General features: G+C 49.3%; 20 protein-coding genes, 1 tRNA gene and 2 rRNA genes. 5 read left to right on the top strand and 18 right to left on the bottom strand.

Annotated features, from left to right (window positions below; all coding sequences use genetic code 11):
* Window positions 1–16: 16 nt before the first annotated feature.
* The 6 genes from B9Y55_RS07520 to B9Y55_RS07545 all read right to left on the bottom strand — a co-directional run bounded on the left by B9Y55_RS07520 (window position 17) and on the right by B9Y55_RS07545 (window position 6,219).
* On the bottom strand, window positions 17–1,384 hold the full coding sequence (locus tag B9Y55_RS07520) for a hypothetical protein (protein WP_159448279.1): 1,368 nt from the start codon (window positions 1,382–1,384) through the stop codon (window positions 17–19).
* A gap of 84 nt (window positions 1,385–1,468) precedes the next feature.
* Entirely contained in the window at window positions 1,469–3,070 is a 1,602-nt protein-coding gene (locus tag B9Y55_RS07525; protein ID WP_085544753.1) for an MBL fold metallo-hydrolase RNA specificity domain-containing protein, read from the bottom strand.
* A 60-nt stretch (window positions 3,071–3,130) separates the two neighbouring features.
* A complete protein-coding gene (locus B9Y55_RS07530; RefSeq protein ID WP_085544754.1) occupies window positions 3,131–4,501 on the bottom strand; it encodes a sensor histidine kinase in 1,371 nt (456 codons plus the stop codon).
* A complete protein-coding gene (locus B9Y55_RS07535) occupies window positions 4,498–5,133 on the bottom strand; it encodes a response regulator transcription factor (protein ID WP_085544755.1) in 636 nt (211 codons plus the stop codon). Before B9Y55_RS07535 ends, B9Y55_RS07530 begins: the two co-directional genes overlap by 4 nt.
* A 16-nt stretch (window positions 5,134–5,149) precedes the next feature.
* The gene (locus B9Y55_RS07540) at window positions 5,150–5,728 is read right to left on the bottom strand and encodes an HDIG domain-containing metalloprotein (protein ID WP_085544756.1); all 579 of its coding nucleotides are present in this window, start codon (window positions 5,726–5,728) and stop codon (window positions 5,150–5,152) included.
* Window positions 5,729–5,751: 23 nt separating this feature from the next.
* Window positions 5,752–6,219 (bottom strand): deoxycytidylate deaminase, encoded by a 468-nt coding sequence (locus tag B9Y55_RS07545; RefSeq protein WP_085544757.1) that lies wholly within the window; start codon window positions 6,217–6,219, stop codon window positions 5,752–5,754.
* A 61-nt stretch (window positions 6,220–6,280) separates the two neighbouring features.
* On the opposite strand from B9Y55_RS07545, the gene B9Y55_RS07550 reads away from it, so the two are divergent.
* Window positions 6,281–7,519, top strand: coding sequence for an MFS transporter (locus B9Y55_RS07550; RefSeq protein WP_085544758.1), 1,239 nt, complete (start codon window positions 6,281–6,283; stop codon window positions 7,517–7,519).
* A 12-nt stretch (window positions 7,520–7,531) separates the two neighbouring features.
* On the opposite strand, the gene B9Y55_RS13610 is transcribed toward B9Y55_RS07550, so the two are convergent.
* Complete coding sequence (locus B9Y55_RS13610) at window positions 7,532–7,654, bottom strand: hypothetical protein (RefSeq protein ID WP_268753289.1); 123 nt, start codon at window positions 7,652–7,654, stop codon at window positions 7,532–7,534.
* A gap of 134 nt (window positions 7,655–7,788) precedes the next feature.
* Between B9Y55_RS13610 and B9Y55_RS07560 the strand changes: the two genes are divergently transcribed.
* Window positions 7,789–8,166: a response regulator gene (locus B9Y55_RS07560; protein ID WP_085544760.1), complete on the top strand. Its 378-nt coding sequence runs from the start codon at window positions 7,789–7,791 to the stop codon at window positions 8,164–8,166.
* 17 nt (window positions 8,167–8,183) lie between these two features.
* Here B9Y55_RS07560 and B9Y55_RS07565 read toward each other — a convergent pair whose 3' ends face one another.
* The 5 genes from B9Y55_RS07565 to B9Y55_RS07585 form a co-directional block, all read right to left on the bottom strand.
* The gene (locus B9Y55_RS07565; protein ID WP_085544761.1) at window positions 8,184–8,780 is read right to left on the bottom strand and encodes a 3'-5' exonuclease; all 597 of its coding nucleotides are present in this window, start codon (window positions 8,778–8,780) and stop codon (window positions 8,184–8,186) included.
* A 6-nt stretch (window positions 8,781–8,786) separates the two neighbouring features.
* The gene (locus tag B9Y55_RS07570) at window positions 8,787–9,584 is read right to left on the bottom strand and encodes a TIGR02757 family protein (protein ID WP_085544762.1); all 798 of its coding nucleotides are present in this window, start codon (window positions 9,582–9,584) and stop codon (window positions 8,787–8,789) included.
* 5 nt (window positions 9,585–9,589) lie between these two features.
* A complete protein-coding gene (locus B9Y55_RS07575) occupies window positions 9,590–10,117 on the bottom strand; it encodes a flavin reductase family protein (protein ID WP_085544763.1) in 528 nt (175 codons plus the stop codon).
* Between the two features lie 113 nt (window positions 10,118–10,230).
* A complete protein-coding gene (locus B9Y55_RS07580) occupies window positions 10,231–10,743 on the bottom strand; it encodes a ferritin (protein ID WP_085544764.1) in 513 nt (170 codons plus the stop codon).
* A 113-nt stretch (window positions 10,744–10,856) separates the two neighbouring features.
* Window positions 10,857–12,224: a uracil-xanthine permease family protein gene (locus tag B9Y55_RS07585; RefSeq protein WP_085544765.1), complete on the bottom strand. Its 1,368-nt coding sequence runs from the start codon at window positions 12,222–12,224 to the stop codon at window positions 10,857–10,859.
* Between the two features lie 85 nt (window positions 12,225–12,309).
* On the opposite strand from B9Y55_RS07585, the gene B9Y55_RS07590 reads away from it, so the two are divergent.
* From B9Y55_RS07590 to B9Y55_RS07600, 3 genes are read left to right on the top strand one after another with little or no spacing between them, the layout of a single operon-like run.
* Window positions 12,310–13,074: an SIR2 family NAD-dependent protein deacylase gene (locus B9Y55_RS07590; protein ID WP_085544766.1), complete on the top strand. Its 765-nt coding sequence runs from the start codon at window positions 12,310–12,312 to the stop codon at window positions 13,072–13,074.
* Window positions 13,075–13,113: 39 nt separating this feature from the next.
* Window positions 13,114–14,079, top strand: a complete 966-nt coding sequence (locus B9Y55_RS07595; RefSeq protein ID WP_085544767.1) for a FlgT C-terminal domain-containing protein — start codon at window positions 13,114–13,116, stop codon at window positions 14,077–14,079.
* A gap of 18 nt (window positions 14,080–14,097) precedes the next feature.
* Window positions 14,098–14,883, top strand: a complete 786-nt coding sequence (locus B9Y55_RS07600; RefSeq protein ID WP_085544768.1) for a tetratricopeptide repeat protein — start codon at window positions 14,098–14,100, stop codon at window positions 14,881–14,883.
* Between the two features lie 71 nt (window positions 14,884–14,954).
* Here B9Y55_RS07600 and ptsP read toward each other — a convergent pair whose 3' ends face one another.
* The 6 genes from ptsP to B9Y55_RS07630 form a co-directional block, all read right to left on the bottom strand.
* Window positions 14,955–16,691, bottom strand: coding sequence for a phosphoenolpyruvate--protein phosphotransferase (gene ptsP / locus B9Y55_RS07605; RefSeq protein ID WP_327078436.1), 1,737 nt, complete (start codon window positions 16,689–16,691; stop codon window positions 14,955–14,957).
* Window positions 16,692–16,715: 24 nt separating this feature from the next.
* On the bottom strand, window positions 16,716–17,912 hold the full coding sequence (gene nagA / locus B9Y55_RS07610; RefSeq protein ID WP_085544770.1) for an N-acetylglucosamine-6-phosphate deacetylase: 1,197 nt from the start codon (window positions 17,910–17,912) through the stop codon (window positions 16,716–16,718).
* The gene (locus B9Y55_RS07615) at window positions 17,878–18,222 is read right to left on the bottom strand and encodes a DMT family protein (protein WP_085544771.1); all 345 of its coding nucleotides are present in this window, start codon (window positions 18,220–18,222) and stop codon (window positions 17,878–17,880) included. Before B9Y55_RS07615 ends, nagA begins: the two co-directional genes overlap by 35 nt.
* A gap of 94 nt (window positions 18,223–18,316) precedes the next feature.
* Window positions 18,317–18,393 (bottom strand) — tRNA-Ile (locus B9Y55_RS07620).
* A 23-nt stretch (window positions 18,394–18,416) separates the two neighbouring features.
* Window positions 18,417–18,531, bottom strand: a 5S ribosomal RNA gene (gene rrf / locus B9Y55_RS07625).
* A 50-nt stretch (window positions 18,532–18,581) separates the two neighbouring features.
* Window positions 18,582–18,718: ribosomal RNA gene (locus tag B9Y55_RS07630) — 23S ribosomal RNA — on the bottom strand; the annotation flags it as partial.

Below are 18,718 nucleotides of genomic sequence, written 5' to 3' on the forward strand. Positions count from 1 at the left end.
CTAATTTAAAATAACACTACTTCCAAAGGAAAATCCCCTCGGATATGTCGGGCAAAGTAAAGGAGAAGGTCCCTACCTTCCTCATCCTTCTGGTAAGGTAGACTAGGGCATCTATTCCTAACAGAGTAGATTGTCCGTTCTTTTCGGGAAAAATAAGCCGGCCTGACTTTACGATACCCTCTAAAGCGTGGGCCAGGGAAGGTCCGTTGACGTAACCCCAGAGAAAGCTATGCTTCCATCCTGAGGGAAGAATTTCGTCAAAATAAGACAGGTCAGGGTATTTCAAGGATCTTTTATCCACAATCCCTAAGGCGGACCCGATCTCCGAACGAGATAGGGTTATTGTCGCAGGAGAGGAGGTAAACCAACCGTGGTCCCAATCGGAGGAAAAAGGCTTTAATGTGTATCCCTCCCAGTTTATCCCCGTAGAGTCCTCTGAAACGACCAGATCTATGGCGTCAAAAGTGGCAAAACAGACCCCCGAAAGAGGCACCGATAGGATAGAACCGGTTCCACCGGAGGCCAAAATCAACGGCCCCTTCAAGCTCTCAGGGAGATAATCGGCCAGGCCAGTCAAGTCGGAAACACCTATAACCGATCCCAGCGGGTCGGGTAACTGGGGGACTTCACCCCAGTATCTCGGAGTGAAAGAGGGAACCAGATCCTCAAGGCCGTCGAACCTCCACTTTAAGGCTCCGCCCTCTGGGCCCTCCTTCCAGGCACAGCGTAAAACCCCTTCTTTAAACTCCGCCCCGAGGCCCTTCCAGGTTCTATCGAGTCCTCTAAGGTCCAGAGTCATATGACCATCCCATTGAGGCTCTATCGACCAATATGAAGGATAAGGCTCTATCCTCAAAGACATTGCCCTGAGCATAGTTTTAAGCCCTTCCGGAGATGAGGCTAGGAACACCAGGTCTCCTTCTACCAGGGAAAAAATTGGTTTCAGTGAAAAAGCACCGGAGATTCTAAGACAGCCAAAATCGTCACAATCCACCGATGAGATGTTCGCTCCTCCTAAAACGGACCTCCAGTCAGGCGGGATCTCGCCGTTTTTAAGGTGTTTAAGAGCATTTCGAGGGAAAGCGAGGGATCCGTAAAACTCCTCATCGCTGGAAAAATCCACGAGAAAAGCTGCTTTTTCTGATTTAGATATCAACTTTAGTGCCATACCGATAGGACCGTGAATTTCCTCTGTCAACTCCGTAGGGATGAGCTTTCCTACGCCGTCAAACAAGAAGTAGGTCGAGCCATCGGCAGGCCTCGGAAGCCCGTCTAAAGGGGATCTAGCCCCTTCAGGCATGGCAAAAAAGACGAAGGCCACCAATACCGATAGCCCTAAGATTATGGCGCAAAACCAGGAAGTGGCCTTCTTATTCATGGTCATACATCCCTCTCGCTTAGGTATTGCCGTATATTAGCATAAATCGAAGAGCGGGCCATCACCAGCTCTTCGATTTATGGGATAGTGTCAATATTTAGCCTGATTGGTGACCGTATCCAACAATATTTTAGCGGACTTCAAGAGAGGAAGAGCCTGCTCTACGTTGGTTATCTTAGGGGCAGAATCGCTGAGCCTGTTTACGGAGAGAGAGATTTCGTCTAAGACCCTTGCGAGATCGACGTAGCTGGCGACATCCCTCTGGGGAGAGGAGACTATGATCCTGGAGACCCTTTCCTTCTCGCTGGAGGTCAACTCAAACTCCTGATCGACCGCAGGGACTATTGCCTGAAATCCCGCTTCTTTCAGAGCCCCAGCCAGGGAGTTCGCCGCTTTAGGCTCTCCATGGGTTACGAGAAAAGTCGGTGCACTTTTGGAAAAGTTATCAGCCCAAGTCATAAGGTCTCGGCGATCGGCGTGAGCGGAGAATCCGTTGATCGTGTGGAGCTGTGCCCTCACAGTAACGTCCTCACCGGCTATACGCAGTTTTTTCTGACCATCAACCAGACGACGACCCAGGGTCCCTACAGCCTGATATCCCACAAAGACCACGTGGTTTTCGGGATTCCATATACCGTGCTTAAGGTGATGGACGATTCTTCCTCCGTTACACATGCCGCTTCCGGCCAGAACTATGCCGTTATCCACGTCGTTTATAGCCTGTGATTCTTCGACTCCTGAAACGTACTTCAACCTATCAGGGGAGAACGGATGCTTCCCGCTATGGCGATATTCCTGAATCTCGCTGGAGCAAAGATCCAGATGTTCTTCGTATATTTTAGTGGCTTTAACTCCCATAGGAGAATCGAAGTATATAGGGATATCGGCGGCCAACCCCTGATCCTGGAGCAACATAAGTTCGTACATAACCCTTTGAGCTCTATCGACGACGAACGTGGGGATAAAGACCTTACCTCTACCAGGCAGAATTTCCCCCATCAGAGATTGAAATTCCTCTCGGCTCTCTTCGTTGGTCTTATGTTCCCTATCTCCATAGGTGGACTCTATGACCACATAGTCAGCTCCTGTTATGGCTGCCGGATTTCTCTCCATAACGGTCTTCTGTGGACCGAGGTCTCCGCTGAAAACGATCTTTACGCTCTGTTCCCCTTCGGTCAGCCATATCTCAAGTATCGAACTTCCCATTATGTGCCCTGCGTCCCTGAATCTGACGGTCAGCCCTGGCACTACGTCGACTTTATCGTCATAGGTAGCGGGAGAAAGAAAGTTAAGAGCGGTGGTGACGTCTTCATCCTCGAAGAGAGGGAAAACCTCAGGAAGCCCCTTTCGGAAGTTCTTCTTTGTCTTCCACTCCGCTTCTTCTCTCATAAGCCTCGCAGAGTCTCTCCAAAGAACCTCCGTCAGTTCAACCGTGGGAAGTGTGGCCAGTATACGTCCTTTAAAACCCTGCTTTACGAGAAGAGGGACCCTGCCGGTATGGTCGATATGAGCGTGGGTAAGGATCACCGCATCCACGCTGGTGGGATCAAAGTGGAATGGCTCTCGATTTCTGGCCTCTTCATCCCTTCCCTGGTGGAAACCGCAGTCTATCAGCACCCTTTTAGATCCGACCTCCAACATATAGTTAGACCCAGTTACCTCTCCTGCCGCGCCTAATATCTTAAGCCTCATTTAAAACACCTCCCAAAGTTAGTGTGTGCATTACTATCTGTCAATCATACCACAAGCCCTTTATCGATCGGGAACTAGAAACATAAGGGCACACCCGTTGCCTGGAGATGACGTAATTTCCATATTGCCTCCGATAAGGTTGATCCTCTCGTTCATATTGAGAAGTCCTCTATGACCAGAACATCTATAGGTCTCAAGATCTCCGGAAAAAGCGAAGCCCGATCCGTTGTCTTTGACGCTGAGAATCGTACCGCCCTTATCTTTCTGGACCATCAGATCGATAGTGTCCGCCCCGCCATGTCTGACGGCGTTGTGAATAGCTTCCTGGGCTATTCTAAAAAAAGCCAAGGTCATATCGGGATAATCGGATACCTTTTCATCCACCTCCACGTTGACCGATATGTCAAGGTATCTGGAAAGCCTGTCCCCTAACTCGTCCAATGAGTGTTTCAACCCCAGATCAAGCCAAGGAGGGGAGAGTTGGGTACAGAGCTCTCTCAGCTGTTTAACCGTATCCCTTCCTATGTCCTCCGCAAGTCTTAGATGTCCTTCGACCGCTTCGGGGGGATCGAGAGAGGCTAGCTTGAGCCTCTGTATCAAGGCGGTTATCTCCTGCACAGGTCCATCGTGGAGATCTCTGGCTATTCTCGACTTCTCCCCCTCCTGCACTCTGACCACGTCCTGAAGGTAGCGATTCCACAGTTCGACCTTCTCCCTTGCCGCCGCAGAAAGTCGACAGAGAACCTCTCTGAGCCCCTCCAGCTCAACCACCGAGGGAGTCTGAGGCATCTTTGGTATGTCGCACCCCCAGTTCAATCTTGAGATCTCACCGGAGAGGTCTTTCAACGGACTTACTACCCAGTACCACAGTAAAAATCCCGAGGTCACCGCTGCCACAGCGACGACGGCCATGAGGAGAGCCCACAGCCTAGTGGCCTGCACCATAGGGCCTATCAACTGGCTCCAACCTACGGCGGCGACGACGAAGGTCGACGAGGCTGGCCACACAGCGACGGTGTATTTATCCCCGTCCGAGTCCGCTAGCTGAACCGCTTTCCCTACGGGAATACCCTCTATCCAGAGTTTTTTGAGGGTACTCTCCGCTCCTGGAGAAGCTAACAGAACCTTTCCGTCCACATCGACTACCGCTATCCAGCCGGGAAGAGACGGTCCCCACTCGAATATCTGAAGCTGCCTTAGAAGACCGATCACCGATATCGGAAGATCCCAACGGGGATCCTGAGCGTTCACCCTGGAAGCCACACTCTCCGCAAGGTTTTCTACGTATGAGGACATCACCCTGGACATGGCCCTGTCGTGATGATAGATTCCTATTCCTGCTGTGACAACCACCGCGACAGCGGGGAGAAGCACCGCAAGGAGGAATATCTTCGATAGGCTCCACCTAAAAGGAGCCTTCAACCAATTCATTCTATAAGCTCCTCCAAGGTTAATACGCCGGTTTTTAGGGCGAGAAGCATGGCTTCAGTCTTGTTGTGAGCTCCAAGTTTGTCGTATATGGACGCCAGATGGGTCTGAACGGTTCTCTCGCTTATGTACAGTTCAGAGGCGACCTCTTTGCTGGAGAGCCCCTTAGCGGCGCACAGAAGGACCTCTCTCTCTCTAGGCGAGAGGTCCTCAAGGTGGGGATCCTGGCCTACTGCCGACGCTACTTCGCTGTCCAGGTAGAGGCCACCGGACATCACGGTCTGGATCGCTTTGGCCAAAGCCTCAGGAGATGTAGTCTTAAGGACAAAACCTTTAGCACCTGCCCTCAACGAGGCGAGAACATATTGCTGAGAGTCGTAGGAAGTGAGCATAACCGACCGGACCGGAAGCCCAGTTTCTTTGATCTTTCTGGCAAGGGATATGCCGTCCTCACAGGGCATCCTTATATCCAAAAGGGCCACATCAGGGACCAATTTTTCTATAATATCCCAGGCCTCTTTGCCGTCCGCGGCCTCTCCTATAAGTTCAATTCCGCTCTCCCTCTGAAGATAGGCCTTCAATCCCTGCCTGGTTAAAGGGTGATCGTCCGCAAGTATCACCTTTATTTTTTCCATCTCTTCACGTCCGATCTTATAGAAGTTCCTCCAGTCCCAACTCTCTCTGGACAGGCTTCATCGCCTCTATTACCCCGGAAATCAGGTCAGATAGCTCGATCCCCATCATCTCGGCGCCTTTTTCGATCAACTGTCTATCGACCCCTGCGGCAAACCTCTTGTCGTTCCACTTCTTCTTCACCGACTTTACCGTAAGATCGGACAGGGATTTGCTTGGGCGAACCAGTGCGGTAGTCATTACGAGCCCGGTAAGCTCATCGACGGAAAAGAGGGTCTTTTCCATAGGGGAAATCGGTTCGACGTCCGAACATATCCCCCATCCATGGGCCCTCACAGCCCTTATAACTTCATCAGGATACCCTTTATCCTCCAGAATAGAGGCAGCGACCTTTGTGTGATTCTCTGGACAGGAGGATACCTCTTCCCAGTCCAAATCGTGAACTAAGCCAGCAAGTCCCCACAGATCAGGATCCTGATCGAATTTAAGGGCAAAATGCCTCATACAGGCCTCTACGGCCAGAGCGTGCCTTATATGACCTTCCTCTTTATTGTGCTCTCTGACCAGAACCAATGCGTCATCTCTTGATATAGACATCCAACAAGACCTCCAGTTATAGTTTAATTCAACGGCTCTGCCATCTCTCGGACCACCATATTGGAGATAGAACCATCGGCTTTAAGGCATATGACTGTCTCTATTCTCGCGTTTTTGATCATCCTCCTGCAAAGCATACAGGGATCGCCCTCAGCGAGAGAACCATCGGAGACGTTAAAACCGGCGATATATATTATACCTCCAGCCATTTTATCTGGGTCACCGTTTATTATAGCGTTCTGCTCCGCGTGAACGGCGACGCAGAGCTCGTATCTCTGCCCCTTAGGGACACCGAGGGCCTCTCTCCTACATACGCCCGAATCTATGCAGTTAGGTTCCCCTCTACAGGCTCCGTTATATCCTGTGCTGATAATTACGTGATCTTTGACTATTACAGCTCCATATCTTCTTCTTAGACAGGTAGACCTTTCCGCCACCGTCTGTGCTATCTTTATAAAGTAGCTATCCCAATCGGGACGATCTTTTCCCACGGTAACCCTCTCCTTCTCGTACTACAACTTAAGCATTAAAAAAATAAAAGGGAGCGATAAAATGAAGATAAATCCCATAAGCGCCTGGTGTCTTTACGACGTAGGTAACTCTGCTTTTGCCACCACCATAATGGCGGTAATATACCCGGTTTACTTTCACTCTTTTGTGGCCTCCACTATATCTCCGTCAAACGCCACGGCCTTCTGGGGATATGGATCCTCCATAGGTATTCTACTAGGAGCCCTGATAGCACCTTTTCTCGGAACCCTAGTTGACATGAAAGGCATCAGAAAAAAGCTACTCGCCTATTTTACCCTTTTAGGGGCTTTCTCCGCCATGGCTATGGCTACCGTTGGGAAGGGAGATTGGCTGATAGCGATAACACTTTTGGTTATAGGATCGGTCGGATTTTCCGGATCCGCTATATGCTACGACTCTCTGCTACCTCACATAGCTCCGCCGGATAAACTGGATAACGTATCGACAAAAGGTTACGCTTTAGGATACTTAGGGGGAGGCTCTCTGCTCGCTATAAACCTAATTACTATGATAGCCATACCGGGGGAGAGAGGGGTTCAACTTTCCTTTTTATCCGTCGGTATATGGTGGATCTTTTTCACCTTACCTGTGTTAATATCAGTACCGGAACCTCCGTCAGAGAGAATCGTATCGAGAGCTACCCCGACGGAGGTCTTTAAATCCCTAAAAAAAACATTCAGGGAGATCCGAAAATACAGAGACGCCTTTACCTTCCTCATCGCTTTCTGGCTGTATAACGACGGCATAGGAACGGTGATAAGGATGGCAGCCATTTTCGGCGCTCAGGTCGGAATAGACCAGAAAAACCTGGTCTCCGCCCTTTTAGTCACCCAGTTTGTAGGGATACCCTTCTCGTTTCTGTTTGGCAAGATTGCCGGTATCTTCGGCAGCAAGAAAGCCCTCTACGGGGCTCTCGTCTGGTACGTCGCTATCGCCGTAGGGGCTTTTTGGATGGAAACCAGGATCCACTTCTGGATATTAGCGATAGCTGTAGGAATGGTGCAGGGCGGTGCTCAGGCGATAAGTAGGAGCATATACGCATCTATGCTACCGGTAGACAGAAGCGGAGAGTTTTTCGGCTTCTACGACGTGTCCAGCAAATTCGCCGGCATAGCGGGGCCAGCGTTATTCGGGATTATAACCCAGATAACCGGAAATCCCAGACTGGCGGTGTTGGCCATAACCTCGACGTTTATAGCAGGGTTGATCCTCCTGAGCAAGGTCGACGTGGAAAGAGGACGTAAAAGGAAGTATAATTAGCGGCTGTTAGGGTTAATCCTGAGACCTTCTAGCGAAGATCATCCTAACCACCAGAGACTCGCTCCAGCTCCTTCCAGGATTGTTGAGGACGTCGATAACGAATACGGCAGCGACACATGCAATTACGACCAACACGACTATTGCGCATTGTCTGAGTATGTTGTTTTTTTCCCATACGTTTATTTTTTTATCCATTTCTAAAATCTACCTCGTTTCCGCTCGTAATGTAACGAGACTCTCCAGCCGTAAAGGAGGATCGATCGTATATAATGACTACAAAACCACCGGTATTCAAAAAAGTTTTAGTCGTGGACGATGCCGCTTTCGTAAGAGCTATGCTAAAAAAGCTCATCGAGGACAACGGCTTCGTGGTGTCAGGAGAGGCAGAAAACGGCGAAGAGGCCTTGAGGGCCTACCGTTCTCTGAAACCTGACTTGGTTATCATGGACATAACCATGCCCCTGATGGACGGTATAGAGGCGACCAAAAAGATAGTCGCCTTTGACGGCAAGGCAAAGATAGTTATAGTCAGCGCAAGAGGTGAAAAGCCTATGGTAATAAAGGCTATTGAGGCAGGAGCCCAGGATTTTATCGTTAAGCCGTTTGAGGTTCCCAGAGTCGTCAAGACGTTAAATAAGTTTCGTTAGACTACCTGGAGATCCTTTCAGGGCCTGAAACGATACTGATCCACGAGACAGGACATATCCAGAAAGCCCATAAAGTCCACCTCCTTAAGTATCAGGTCAAATAGGGCGGAGCAGTATCGACAATCCTCTAATGCCCTGTGATGACCGGAGCCAGAGATGGAAAACTGGCGGGAAAGATATTCAAGACTGTAGCTTTTCATACCGGGATAGACCTTTTTTGCTAGCGAACAGGTATCGAAAACCGGCGTATCAAGCCACCTCTCCTCGATTAAGCTCATCTGTCCATCGAGAAAGGACAGATCGAATCTGGGATTATGAAGAACTAGAGGCTCTTCCCCCCAAAATTCGTTGAAGGCACACAAGGCCTCCTCTAAAGAGGAGGCCCCTTTTACCATGTCGTCGGTTATACCGTGGATCGCCGTAACCTCCGCTGGGATAGGGCAACCTGGGTCCACAAGAACCTGAAATTCCCTCAAAGGCTCCCCTAATCTGAATTTTAAAGCTCCTATCTCCAGAATCCTGTTCCACCGAGGAGACAGGCCTGTCGTTTCGATGTCAAGGGCGAGAAAGGTGCAGTCCCTGACCGAAGTTTTATCGTTATACAGATACAGCACTCCTCTCTATCGGTCGCTTATTTCAATTAAATCCTCTATCTTCATGTCAGGATGAATGCCAAACCTGGTTAGGGCGAAATCGTACCTTATCGGATCGTCGGGCCTTACTGTGCGGAAAAAGCCCGTAATTTCCTCTACAGTCCTCATATCGCCGCTCTTTCTCCCGGTAAAGCCAAAAGCCAAGGATATTCTGTGCATATGGGTATCGAGAGGTATTAAAAGATCCTCAGGGGAGAGACAGGTCCATCCTCCAGGATCTACCTGATCTTTACGGACCATCCACCTAAAGTACAACATCAACCTTTTACAGGCACTTCCTCCCTCAGGCCGGGGAAGCAAGGTGTTCCTGTCCCTACTACCCCCCTTTAGGATCATCTCCACAAAGCCCTGGGCTCCTCTTATCGTGCCTTTATCTCCCGATAAAGCTATGGCCATAGCACGATCGAGGCTTCCGTGAAGCTCAATAACATCTTTCATCCCTGACAATAGATCCACCAGGTCGACCTGATCGGAAAAACGGTGCTTAAACCCCTCGAAAAGCCCCCTCCACAACTTAACATTACCTTTTTCTAAAAAACGTCTGGGAGAGTTCCCCATAGGCTCCAGAACGGAGGAGACGCTTTTAAGTATCTGGGACACCCTTCCGTAAGCCAGGGAGGATGCGACCATCCCGACTATCTCCCTATCCTCTACATCGGGGTAGTCCAATAAAAATTGAAGGGGGTCGGGGGAAATCAGGCTTTTTTTATTGAAGGATAAATAAATACTTTCCAGTGCCAGAGACAGAGACTTCGCGTCTTTCATCTGTTTTATTTAGACACTTGATTGAAAGCGTGGGTAGGAGCGTTTGCCGGCGATTTGCCCTTCTTTACCGAATGATACTCCGCGTAGGTCAGAGGAAGACCATCGCCTACCACCTTGGCACTTACAAGCTCTCCTACGAATATCCTATGGGTGTGGACGTTCGTTACGGAGCTAACCTTTGCGTCCATAGCGGCAACAGCATAGTCCAAGACCATAGGGGCACCGGTAGGACCTACCTCGTAGTTGCAGTTACAGAATTTATCCACCGCTCGACCACATTTGAAACCGAAGGGACCTATGAATATCATAGGAACCGATTTATCGAGGACCGATAGGGAGAAAACACCGCTTTTCTCGATATACTCTCCTGTCAGATTATCCCTGTGGATCGACACAGCGATCGTCGCTGGATCGGCGGATACCTGCATGGCGGAGTTCGCTATCTGACCGTTGTATCGTCCTTCACAGACGCTACTGACTATATAGACTCCGTAAGATAGGTTAAACAGCGCACGGGGATCTATCTCTGACATAAAAAGGACCTCCTTATAGGGGTATATATGATGTTTCCCAATATATCACTTTATGGATAAAACGCAAAAGGCGGACACCGGAGGTGCCCACCTTTTGCGTTTTATCCGAAAATCTATTCGGCCACAGGAGGATTGTAAACCCTGGAGGCAAACTCCTTGTCCAGCATATACATTCCCCTTTTAGAGTCCTTAAGCATCTCGACCTTTGCCACGTTGGTGGATGCGTTGTCCTCTTCCTCTACCTGCTCCTCGACAAACCAGTTGAGCATGATCCTGGTGGCGTGATCCTTCTCCTCCAGAGCCATATCCATAAGATCGTCGATACGTCGGGATATGTACACTTCGTGGTCATAGGCCGCCTTAAAGGCGTCCAGCGGGGATTCCCAGTTCGACTGAGGGGCCTCTATAGCCTGGAAGATCACCCTGCCACCTCGCTCTATCACGTAGTCGTAGAACTTCATAGCGTGATCCATTTCCTCTTTTGCCTGGATGTTCATCCAGTTAGCCATCCCCGGTAAATCCTGGGACTCAAACCAGCTAGCCATAGACTTGTATAGATAGGAGGAAAAGAGCTCGGCGTTTATCTGATCGTTAATAGCTTTTTCCATTTTATCCCTCAATGCCATAAAAATACCCCCATTCGATATTCTCTCCTGTACAGAGAGCTTATTTCCTAGTTATCATCTGGGAATAGGATAACACCGACGGCATAGCTCGTCAATAGGGAAAGGGCAAATTATCAGGAATTCCTCCTGGTTATTCCTCTTTCCTCGTCGGTACCGGGAATCACGTTATCCAGGATACCTGCGGAGATGCCTGCGACCGCCATAGCGGTCTTTCCTATAGCCCATATCACCTGGCCTGCTATTCCGTAGGAGAAAAACATATCCTGCTGTCCCTCTACCCATCCAGGAAGTCCCAGCGCCATAAGGAAGGAAAATCCCACTATCATAACGTTCCTCTGGGATCCCATATCCGCTCTTGTGAGAGCCTGGATACCGAGGGCACCTATTATGCCGAAAAGAGCTATATAGCATCCCCCTATTATCGGACTAGGCATAGTCGCCACGAGGGCCCCTAGCTTGCCTATAAAGCTCATCAGGATGAGAAGCACAGCCCCTGTCCTGACGACCCACCTGGATGCCACGCCGGTAAGGCCTATAAGGCCTATGTTCTCGGTATAGGAGGTACAGGCGACTCCTCCGAAGATACCTCCTAAGGCACATCCTATACCTTCCGCACCGATGCCTCTGTTTATGGTTTTCTCGTCAGGATCATCCAGTCCACAGGCGTTACTGACGTTGTAGTAATCCCCTATGCTCTCGATAAAGACGGCGAAAAACCCCGCCAAAATAGCGCCAAAAGCGATCATGCTGAACTTAGGAGCACCCCATGGAGCCAGACCGGTAAACTGAAACCATTTAGCCTCGGAGATAGAGGATAAATTCACGTAAGCAGGATGGGTCGGTTCAAAGACCCCGGAGAGACTCAAGGCAAGGCATATGAGATATACTATAACTACACTGGAAAGAATGGAGAATATGTTTACGTATCTCTTGTTCGTTCCAAGGCTGAAGAAAAAGATAAGTCCTACTACCGCCAGAGAGACAGGCCAATAGTTAGCGGCGTTCATCCCTACAGCCACCGGAGCTAGGGAAAAACCTATTGCCATTATGGTAGGACCAACTGTAACAGGGGTTATGAAACGCTTAATTTTACCGACTAGCCCCGCATATCCTAGAATCCCCATGAGGACCCCTCCAAGGATGAGGGAGCCTCCTATGTATTGAAGGCAGACATCGGACCCCTGGGCACCGTAGACGCCTATTATGGTCATTATAGGAGGTATAAAACTAAGGCTTGATCCTTGGACGATAGGGAGACCGGATCCAAAAGAGCTGGTCTGAAGCAAGGTAGCCAGTCCCATGGAAAGGTACACACAGCTGATGAAGAAACCGATCTGAGCAGGGGACATATTCATAGCAGGCCCAAAGATCAAAGGAACCAAAGTAGTAGCTCCAAACAAGGTCAGCACATGCTGAGCTCCAGCTAGAACCATAATGGGGAATCGAGGCTTATCGTCGATACCGTAGACCAATTTTGCCATATCCAACACCTCCGAGTTTTTGTCGTTGAAGATTGTACCATTATGCGTAACCGGTTGCATTAAACTATCAAGGAGATGCATATCAATGTCTATTAAACAAGATGTTCAGCTTTGCTCAAAACTAATGGGAAAAGCCCGATCGACGGTGGTCCTAAGCGGAGCAGGTATGTCCACCGCCTCCGGGATACCGGACTTTCGAGGGCCTGAGGGGCTTTACTCTGGAAAAAACGGTCCAACAATGGAGAGTATTTTTGAGCTAGAGTCTTTCGTAGAAAACCCCGCAGTCTTCTACGATTTTTATAGGCGTTTTCTGTCCGTCGTGGATCGGGCAACGCCTACCTACACACATCGTTTTCTAGCTGCTATGGAGAGAGAGTCTCTGCTTTTTGGAATAGTGACACAAAACATAGATGCCCTCCACCAAAAAGCGGGATCAAGGGCTGTATACGAGATTCACGGTAGTATATGGACAAGCCGATGTCTCCACTGCGGAAGAGAGTACGACTATAAAACATCAAAAAAGATGGCCTTTTCTAATCAAACCCCTTACTGTTCCTGTAGAGGTCTTATCAAGCCGGATATAGTCTTCTTCGGCGAGGAAGTAAGGCATCTGAGAGAGTGTATGGATATGGCTAAAAAATCCGATCTCTTTTTAGTGTTAGGATCGTCTCTCACCGTTGCACCGGCCTCCTACCTCCCCTCAATGTGTCATGGAACGGTGATAATAGTGAACAAAGGAAATATCCCCTTTACCTCGAGCATAGTGGGCCCGAAAACTTTACTCATGAACTACGATCTGGATACTTTCTTCTCTACTCTCAACGAAGAGCTTAAACTGCCGATAAGATAAAGTGGGAGAGGCAGTCCCAAACAGAATAGGAGCGATTTTATGACAAAATATTTTATCAAGGTAACCTTGTTAGTTTTATGCCTAGCCTCAGCCGCGAAGGCCAATGTCCTCACAGAGCCAGGTCTACACATAGCCCTTCTACCGATAGTCAACGAAACGGATATCCAGGTATGGGAAAGCAAGTACTACCCAGTAGACGTTTTCCCACAAAAAGTTATCGAAGAGTTCGTGACCCTTTTAAGGGAATATCCCTACGCTAGAATAACCGTCCTCTCTCCGATGGAAGGAGAGGTCTGGCTAAGAGGGGGGAGCGTTACAGCGGACATTGGGGTCAGGCTTCATGTATACAAACTCAAGATGACCGACAGAAAACACCTTGGAACCGACCGGATGGGCTACGTGGCGATAAGGATGGAGGTTTTCGAGGGAGAGGGGAGGGAAATGCTCTACGCCACTTCCCTAGCGGGAGAGGATAGGCGGTTTACCTTCTCCCCCGGAGATGATCGCATATTCTATCTCGCCGACAAACTGGACTTTGTCCAGCTTTTCCCTGACCCCAAAGACGACGATCAGCCTATGAGCAAGCCTTTATGGAGCTCTTTTAGGGGAACTCCTTACTGGAACGCCTTCAAAAAAGCACTGGCGAAGAGCAGGGATGCTCTTTTCGACGGAATCACCGGCTATCATATGGTGGGACGCATCATATCACCTACGAAGGACAGTTTAAGTTCCTCTCCTCCGAATCGCAGAAGATACATAGTCAGCTTGGGGAGGGTAGAAGGCGTAAAAGTGGGAGACCTTCTATCGATATTAAGGAGCGACCGATACGATACGGTGGACCCAGAGAGGCCTGTGGTCGTTCTTCCCGATCGTGGAGGATTAGTCAAGGTTATATCGGTCCAAAATCACGAGGCAGTAGTGGAGGTAGTGAGAGAATCTCAAGAAAACCCGATAAAACTCAGGGATCTTGTGATAATGCCTCTTTATCCATCGAAGCGAAGGTAATACGAGGAGGAATTTAATATGAAAAAAACTCTTGCAACTTGCATATTTCTATTTGTTATATCAGCGTCGCCGTCGTGGTCCAACACCACTCAGGCGGAAAACGATCTCCTGATCAGGCAGGCCTGGAGGGCGGGACAGCAGCTAATAGAGAACGGTATGTACCGTAGGGGAGTTGAATATCTAGAGGCCTACGTAAAAAACCGTCCTAGCTCCGCTGATGGATGGTACTGGCTGGCAAAAGGCTACCAGGGTATGGGTATGCTCAGTAAAGCACAAAAAGCATTTACTCAGACCCTTGAGGTAGACCCTGAATATCCTCCTCTCTCGAGGGTTCTACAAAACCGTGCCATAGGAGAGGCTATCCCCCTTATGGATCCGGCAGGTGAACCATTCCGCAAAGGACTTCCGGTTATCGATCCCGGAACAGGAATATTCAACGACAGAGTTATAGCCAGACCGGCTCCAGTCGATCCTCCGGCTCAGGCTGCTCCTCCTGTAGCTGCACCACCTAGGCCTCAGGTAAACGAAAGTTTCTCTCCCTTAGGGGCCAGAAAGGTAGTGGTGTCTCCGTCATCTCAGATCCCAGACACTAATCCTGTAGTACCTATACCCCCGGTAGCGGACCTGACAGGAGAGCCTGAGGGGCCGGGAATACCCATGATAAGGATCCCCGACGGGAACCAAGAAGCCGTAGCCCTTCCCGCAAATGAACCGGCCTACGTTCCTCCTGCGCCATCGTCGACAGAGCCAAAAGCAAAGCCAGAACAACCGGTCTATGTTCCACCCAAACCAAAAGATAACTAGATACGCTTTAATATAATCCAATTTTTACCTATAAAGAAAGCTACCTAGCGAACATCGCTAGGTAGCTTTCTTTATAGCTCCGGGACACACTGCTTAAATCGATCGAATCGGTCCTCACAGAACCTCCGAATCTCCGATACCGACGAAAGGGAGAGGATTTGCTCCACCACCGACCTCATCTCCGTCCTGTCTATCTGAGAGATGATCCACCTTGACCGGAGAATAGACTCTACGTTCATACTGAACCTCTCAAGTCCCATTCCAACTAAAACAGGTATCAACAGCGGATCTCCCGCCATCTCGCCACAGAGGCTAACCTTGACCCCCTCTTTTTTCCCGTTATCTATTACGGTTTTGACCAAACGAAGAACCCCAGGGTGAAAAGGGCTGAAAAGATGAGAAAGGTTTCTGTTCATTCTGTCGACCGCTAAGGTATATTGTATGAGGTCGTTGGTTCCTATGCTCATGAAATCGACCTCTCTAGCTATAAGGTCCGATATGACCGCTGCGGAGGGTACCTCTATCATAACCCCTATCTCAAGATCAGGATTAAAAGGGACACCCTCTTTTTTCAAATCCCCTTTAACGTCTTCGACCAAGCCTTTAGCCAATCTAAGCTCCTCTACGCCGGAGACCATAGGGAACATTATCTTCACCTTTCCGAAGGCGCTTGCCCTCAGGAGTGCTCTGATCTGAATTCGGAAAATATCGGCCCTGGAGAGGGAAAACCTTATAGCCCTGTAGCCGAGAGCTGGATTGTCCTCATCTGGAACGTTCAGATATCCTGGAACTTTATCGCACCCGATATCCAAAGTTCTAAAGACAACAGTCTTGCCACCGGCGTCCAGGACCGCTTTTTTATATACCCCTAACTGTTCGCTCTCCGTAGGAAGCCTATCCCTATCCATGTAGAGCCTCTCCGTTCTGAAAAGCCCTATACCGCTGACGCCTTTCTCCAGGGCCAGGTGAACATCTCTGACGTTGTCGCTGTTAGCGTAGAGCTTGAAGGGGATACCGTCCATGGATAGGGTTTGCTTCATTTTCATAGCAGATAGTTTTTTGTCGAAATCAGAGAAACATACCTGTTTTTTTCTATATGTTTCCAATGTCTCCTCGTCGGGGTTGAGTATTATCACTCCCTCCGAGCCATCTACTATCATCATATCGCCGGTCTCGACTACATCCAGCACGTTCGGGACGTCTATAACCGCAGGGACTCCCCAGTTTCTCGCCATGATGACCGCATGGGAGGCCATGGTCCCCTCCTGAGATACGACCCCGAGAACCCTATCCCTGTCTATTTGAACTACCTCTGAGGCGGTAAAATTCCTGGCAACGACGATCGATTTTTCCTGAAGGGCGGTCATATCGCCGCCTTCTATGTGAAGTAAAAGCTTACAGATTCTGGCGGAGACATCTTTAACGTCGTCGGCTTTGGACTTCAGGTAATCGTCGTCCATATCCTCAAACACCTGAATAAATTTATCCGCCACCGATCTGACAGCCCATTCAGCGTTTACGCTTTCGGTTATAATCCTTCCCTTTATCTGGCCGATAAACTCAGGATCTGCGATCATCATTCCGTGACAGGCGAACATCTCCACTTCATCTCTTCCAAGCCTGGACGCTACATCCTTATAGAGGTCCTGGATCTCCTGTCCCGCTACCTCTACCGCTGCGTTAAGCCTATCGAGCTCCATCTCCACGTCGTCTACGTAATCCTTTTCTATCTCGACGTGCTCTTTCCAGTCAACAAAAACCCTTCCTATGGCGATTCCGGAAGATACCCCTATGCCTTTGATAAAAATCCCCCCCCTAGGTAAACCTCCAGGCTAAAACCTGGACTTTAGCCACTCCGAGCAAAAAGAAAGTTCTCCCCCAACAAAAACTCCCTGTATGGACAGGGTATCCCTATCGATGAGCACCACGTCACCTTTACAACCCCTTTCCAGCCGGCCAATGGTATCGTCGCCTATATATTTGGCGGGATTCAAAGAGGCTCCGTTAAGGGCCTGATGAAGGCTGAGTGCCCCCCACTCGACGGCGTTTTTGATTCCTTTTATCATGGTCAAAACGCTTCCAGCCAACGTTCCATCTGGAAGCTCCGCTCTATCGTCGGTAACTTTAACGGTAAGCCCTCCAAGATCAAAGCTACCGTCGCCTAAGCCTCTCGCCCTTATGCTGTCGGTTATCAGGATGACTCTATCGGGGGCGATAGCCTTACAGGCTGTTCTAATTGCAGCCGGATGGACGTGAACTCCGTCGAATATAAGTTCGCACCAACAACGGGAATCGAAGGCAGCGCCGACAGCCCCTGGATTTCGATGGCCCATAGGGGACATAGCGTTGTAAAGATGGGTAAAACCGCTAGCCCCAAGAGCTATAGCCGACATAGCTTTATCGTAGTCGCATACGGTGTGTCCAATAGAGATATTAATTCCTACGGATTTCAAAAGGGCGATAAAACTCAGCGCTCCATCACGTTCCGGGGCCAAGGTCACTATTTTTACAATATCGCGATGAGAGATCACGAAATCTGGATCAGGGTCTATCAAATAACCGGGGATATGGGCACCAGCTTTGAAAGGAGAAAGAAAAGGACCCTCTAGATGTACGCCAAGTAATACGGCTTTACCGTTGTAAGGGAGCTGTTCTCTCCTGTATTTAGCGGCAACCGACAGAACCTCCTCAAGGGAGGATAAAGGATAGGACATAGTAGCCCCGATAAAAGAGGTTACCCCTGTAGGGATCATCGAACGAGCCATAGTCTCAAGGGATTCAAGTGAGCCATCCATAACATCACCACCATCTGAGCCGTGAACGTGAATATCGACAAATCCTGGAGACACAATCACATCATCACAGTTAATAGATGTCAGATTAGATCGAGCTTGAGGTATATCGTCCAAAGAACCTATAGAGCGCCCAAAAAACAGGTCTCCTTTCTGAAATCCCCAAGGGTAGCAGACAAGGCCTCCTTTAAGGAGAAAGGATTCACCTCCCTCGGAACACAAAGAACACAGCTCCACAAAGACACATCCCTGCCCATGCGTAGTTCCAGGAGAGCTTTTCTTTCATGTACAGGACAGAAAAAGGCACAAAAACCGTAAGGGCTATGATTTCCTGTAGCATCTTAAGCTGGCCAACAGACATTACCGTGTGACCTGTTCGGTTGGCAGGAACTTGAAGAAGATACTCAAAAAGGGCTATCCCCCAGCTGATAATGGCGGCAAAGATCCAGGTTTTACTGGATAAATTCTTTAAGTGTCCATACCAGGCGAAAGTCATAAAGACGTTGCTACAGAACAGCATCGTAACGGTAAAAGCATAGGGTTTCATCCTGTGCAAGACCTCTTTCCCAGAAAGATAGAAAAAACATACTCAGGATACAAAACAGGCCCCACCTCTTCGAGGCAGAGCCTAAATATCTTATTGGTGGGCCGAAGTGGACTCGAACCACTGACCTCTCGGTTATCAGCCGAGTGCTCTAGCCACCTGAGCTACCGGCCCACAAAAAACTGTAGAGAAAAGATCCTTGGCAACGACCTACTCTCCCACGAAGCAAATCGCAGTACCATCGGCGCTGGAGGGCTTAACTGCCGGGTTCGGCATGGAACCGGGTGTACCCCCTCCGCAAAGGTCACCAAGGACCCTCTCAAAATATAAACACCAAGACATAGGAACTAGAGAAACCAAAAGAGGTTAAGGCCTCGGCGTATTAGTACCGGTCAGCTCCACACGTTGCCGTGCTTCCACCTCCGGCCTATGTACCCTGTCGTCTACAGGACGCCTTACTTGCTTATGCAATGAGGTATCTCATCTTGAAGGCGGCTTC

Origin of the sequence: Dethiosulfovibrio salsuginis, assembly GCF_900177735.1 — a bacterium.
GTDB lineage: Bacteria > Synergistota > Synergistia > Synergistales > Dethiosulfovibrionaceae > Dethiosulfovibrio > Dethiosulfovibrio salsuginis.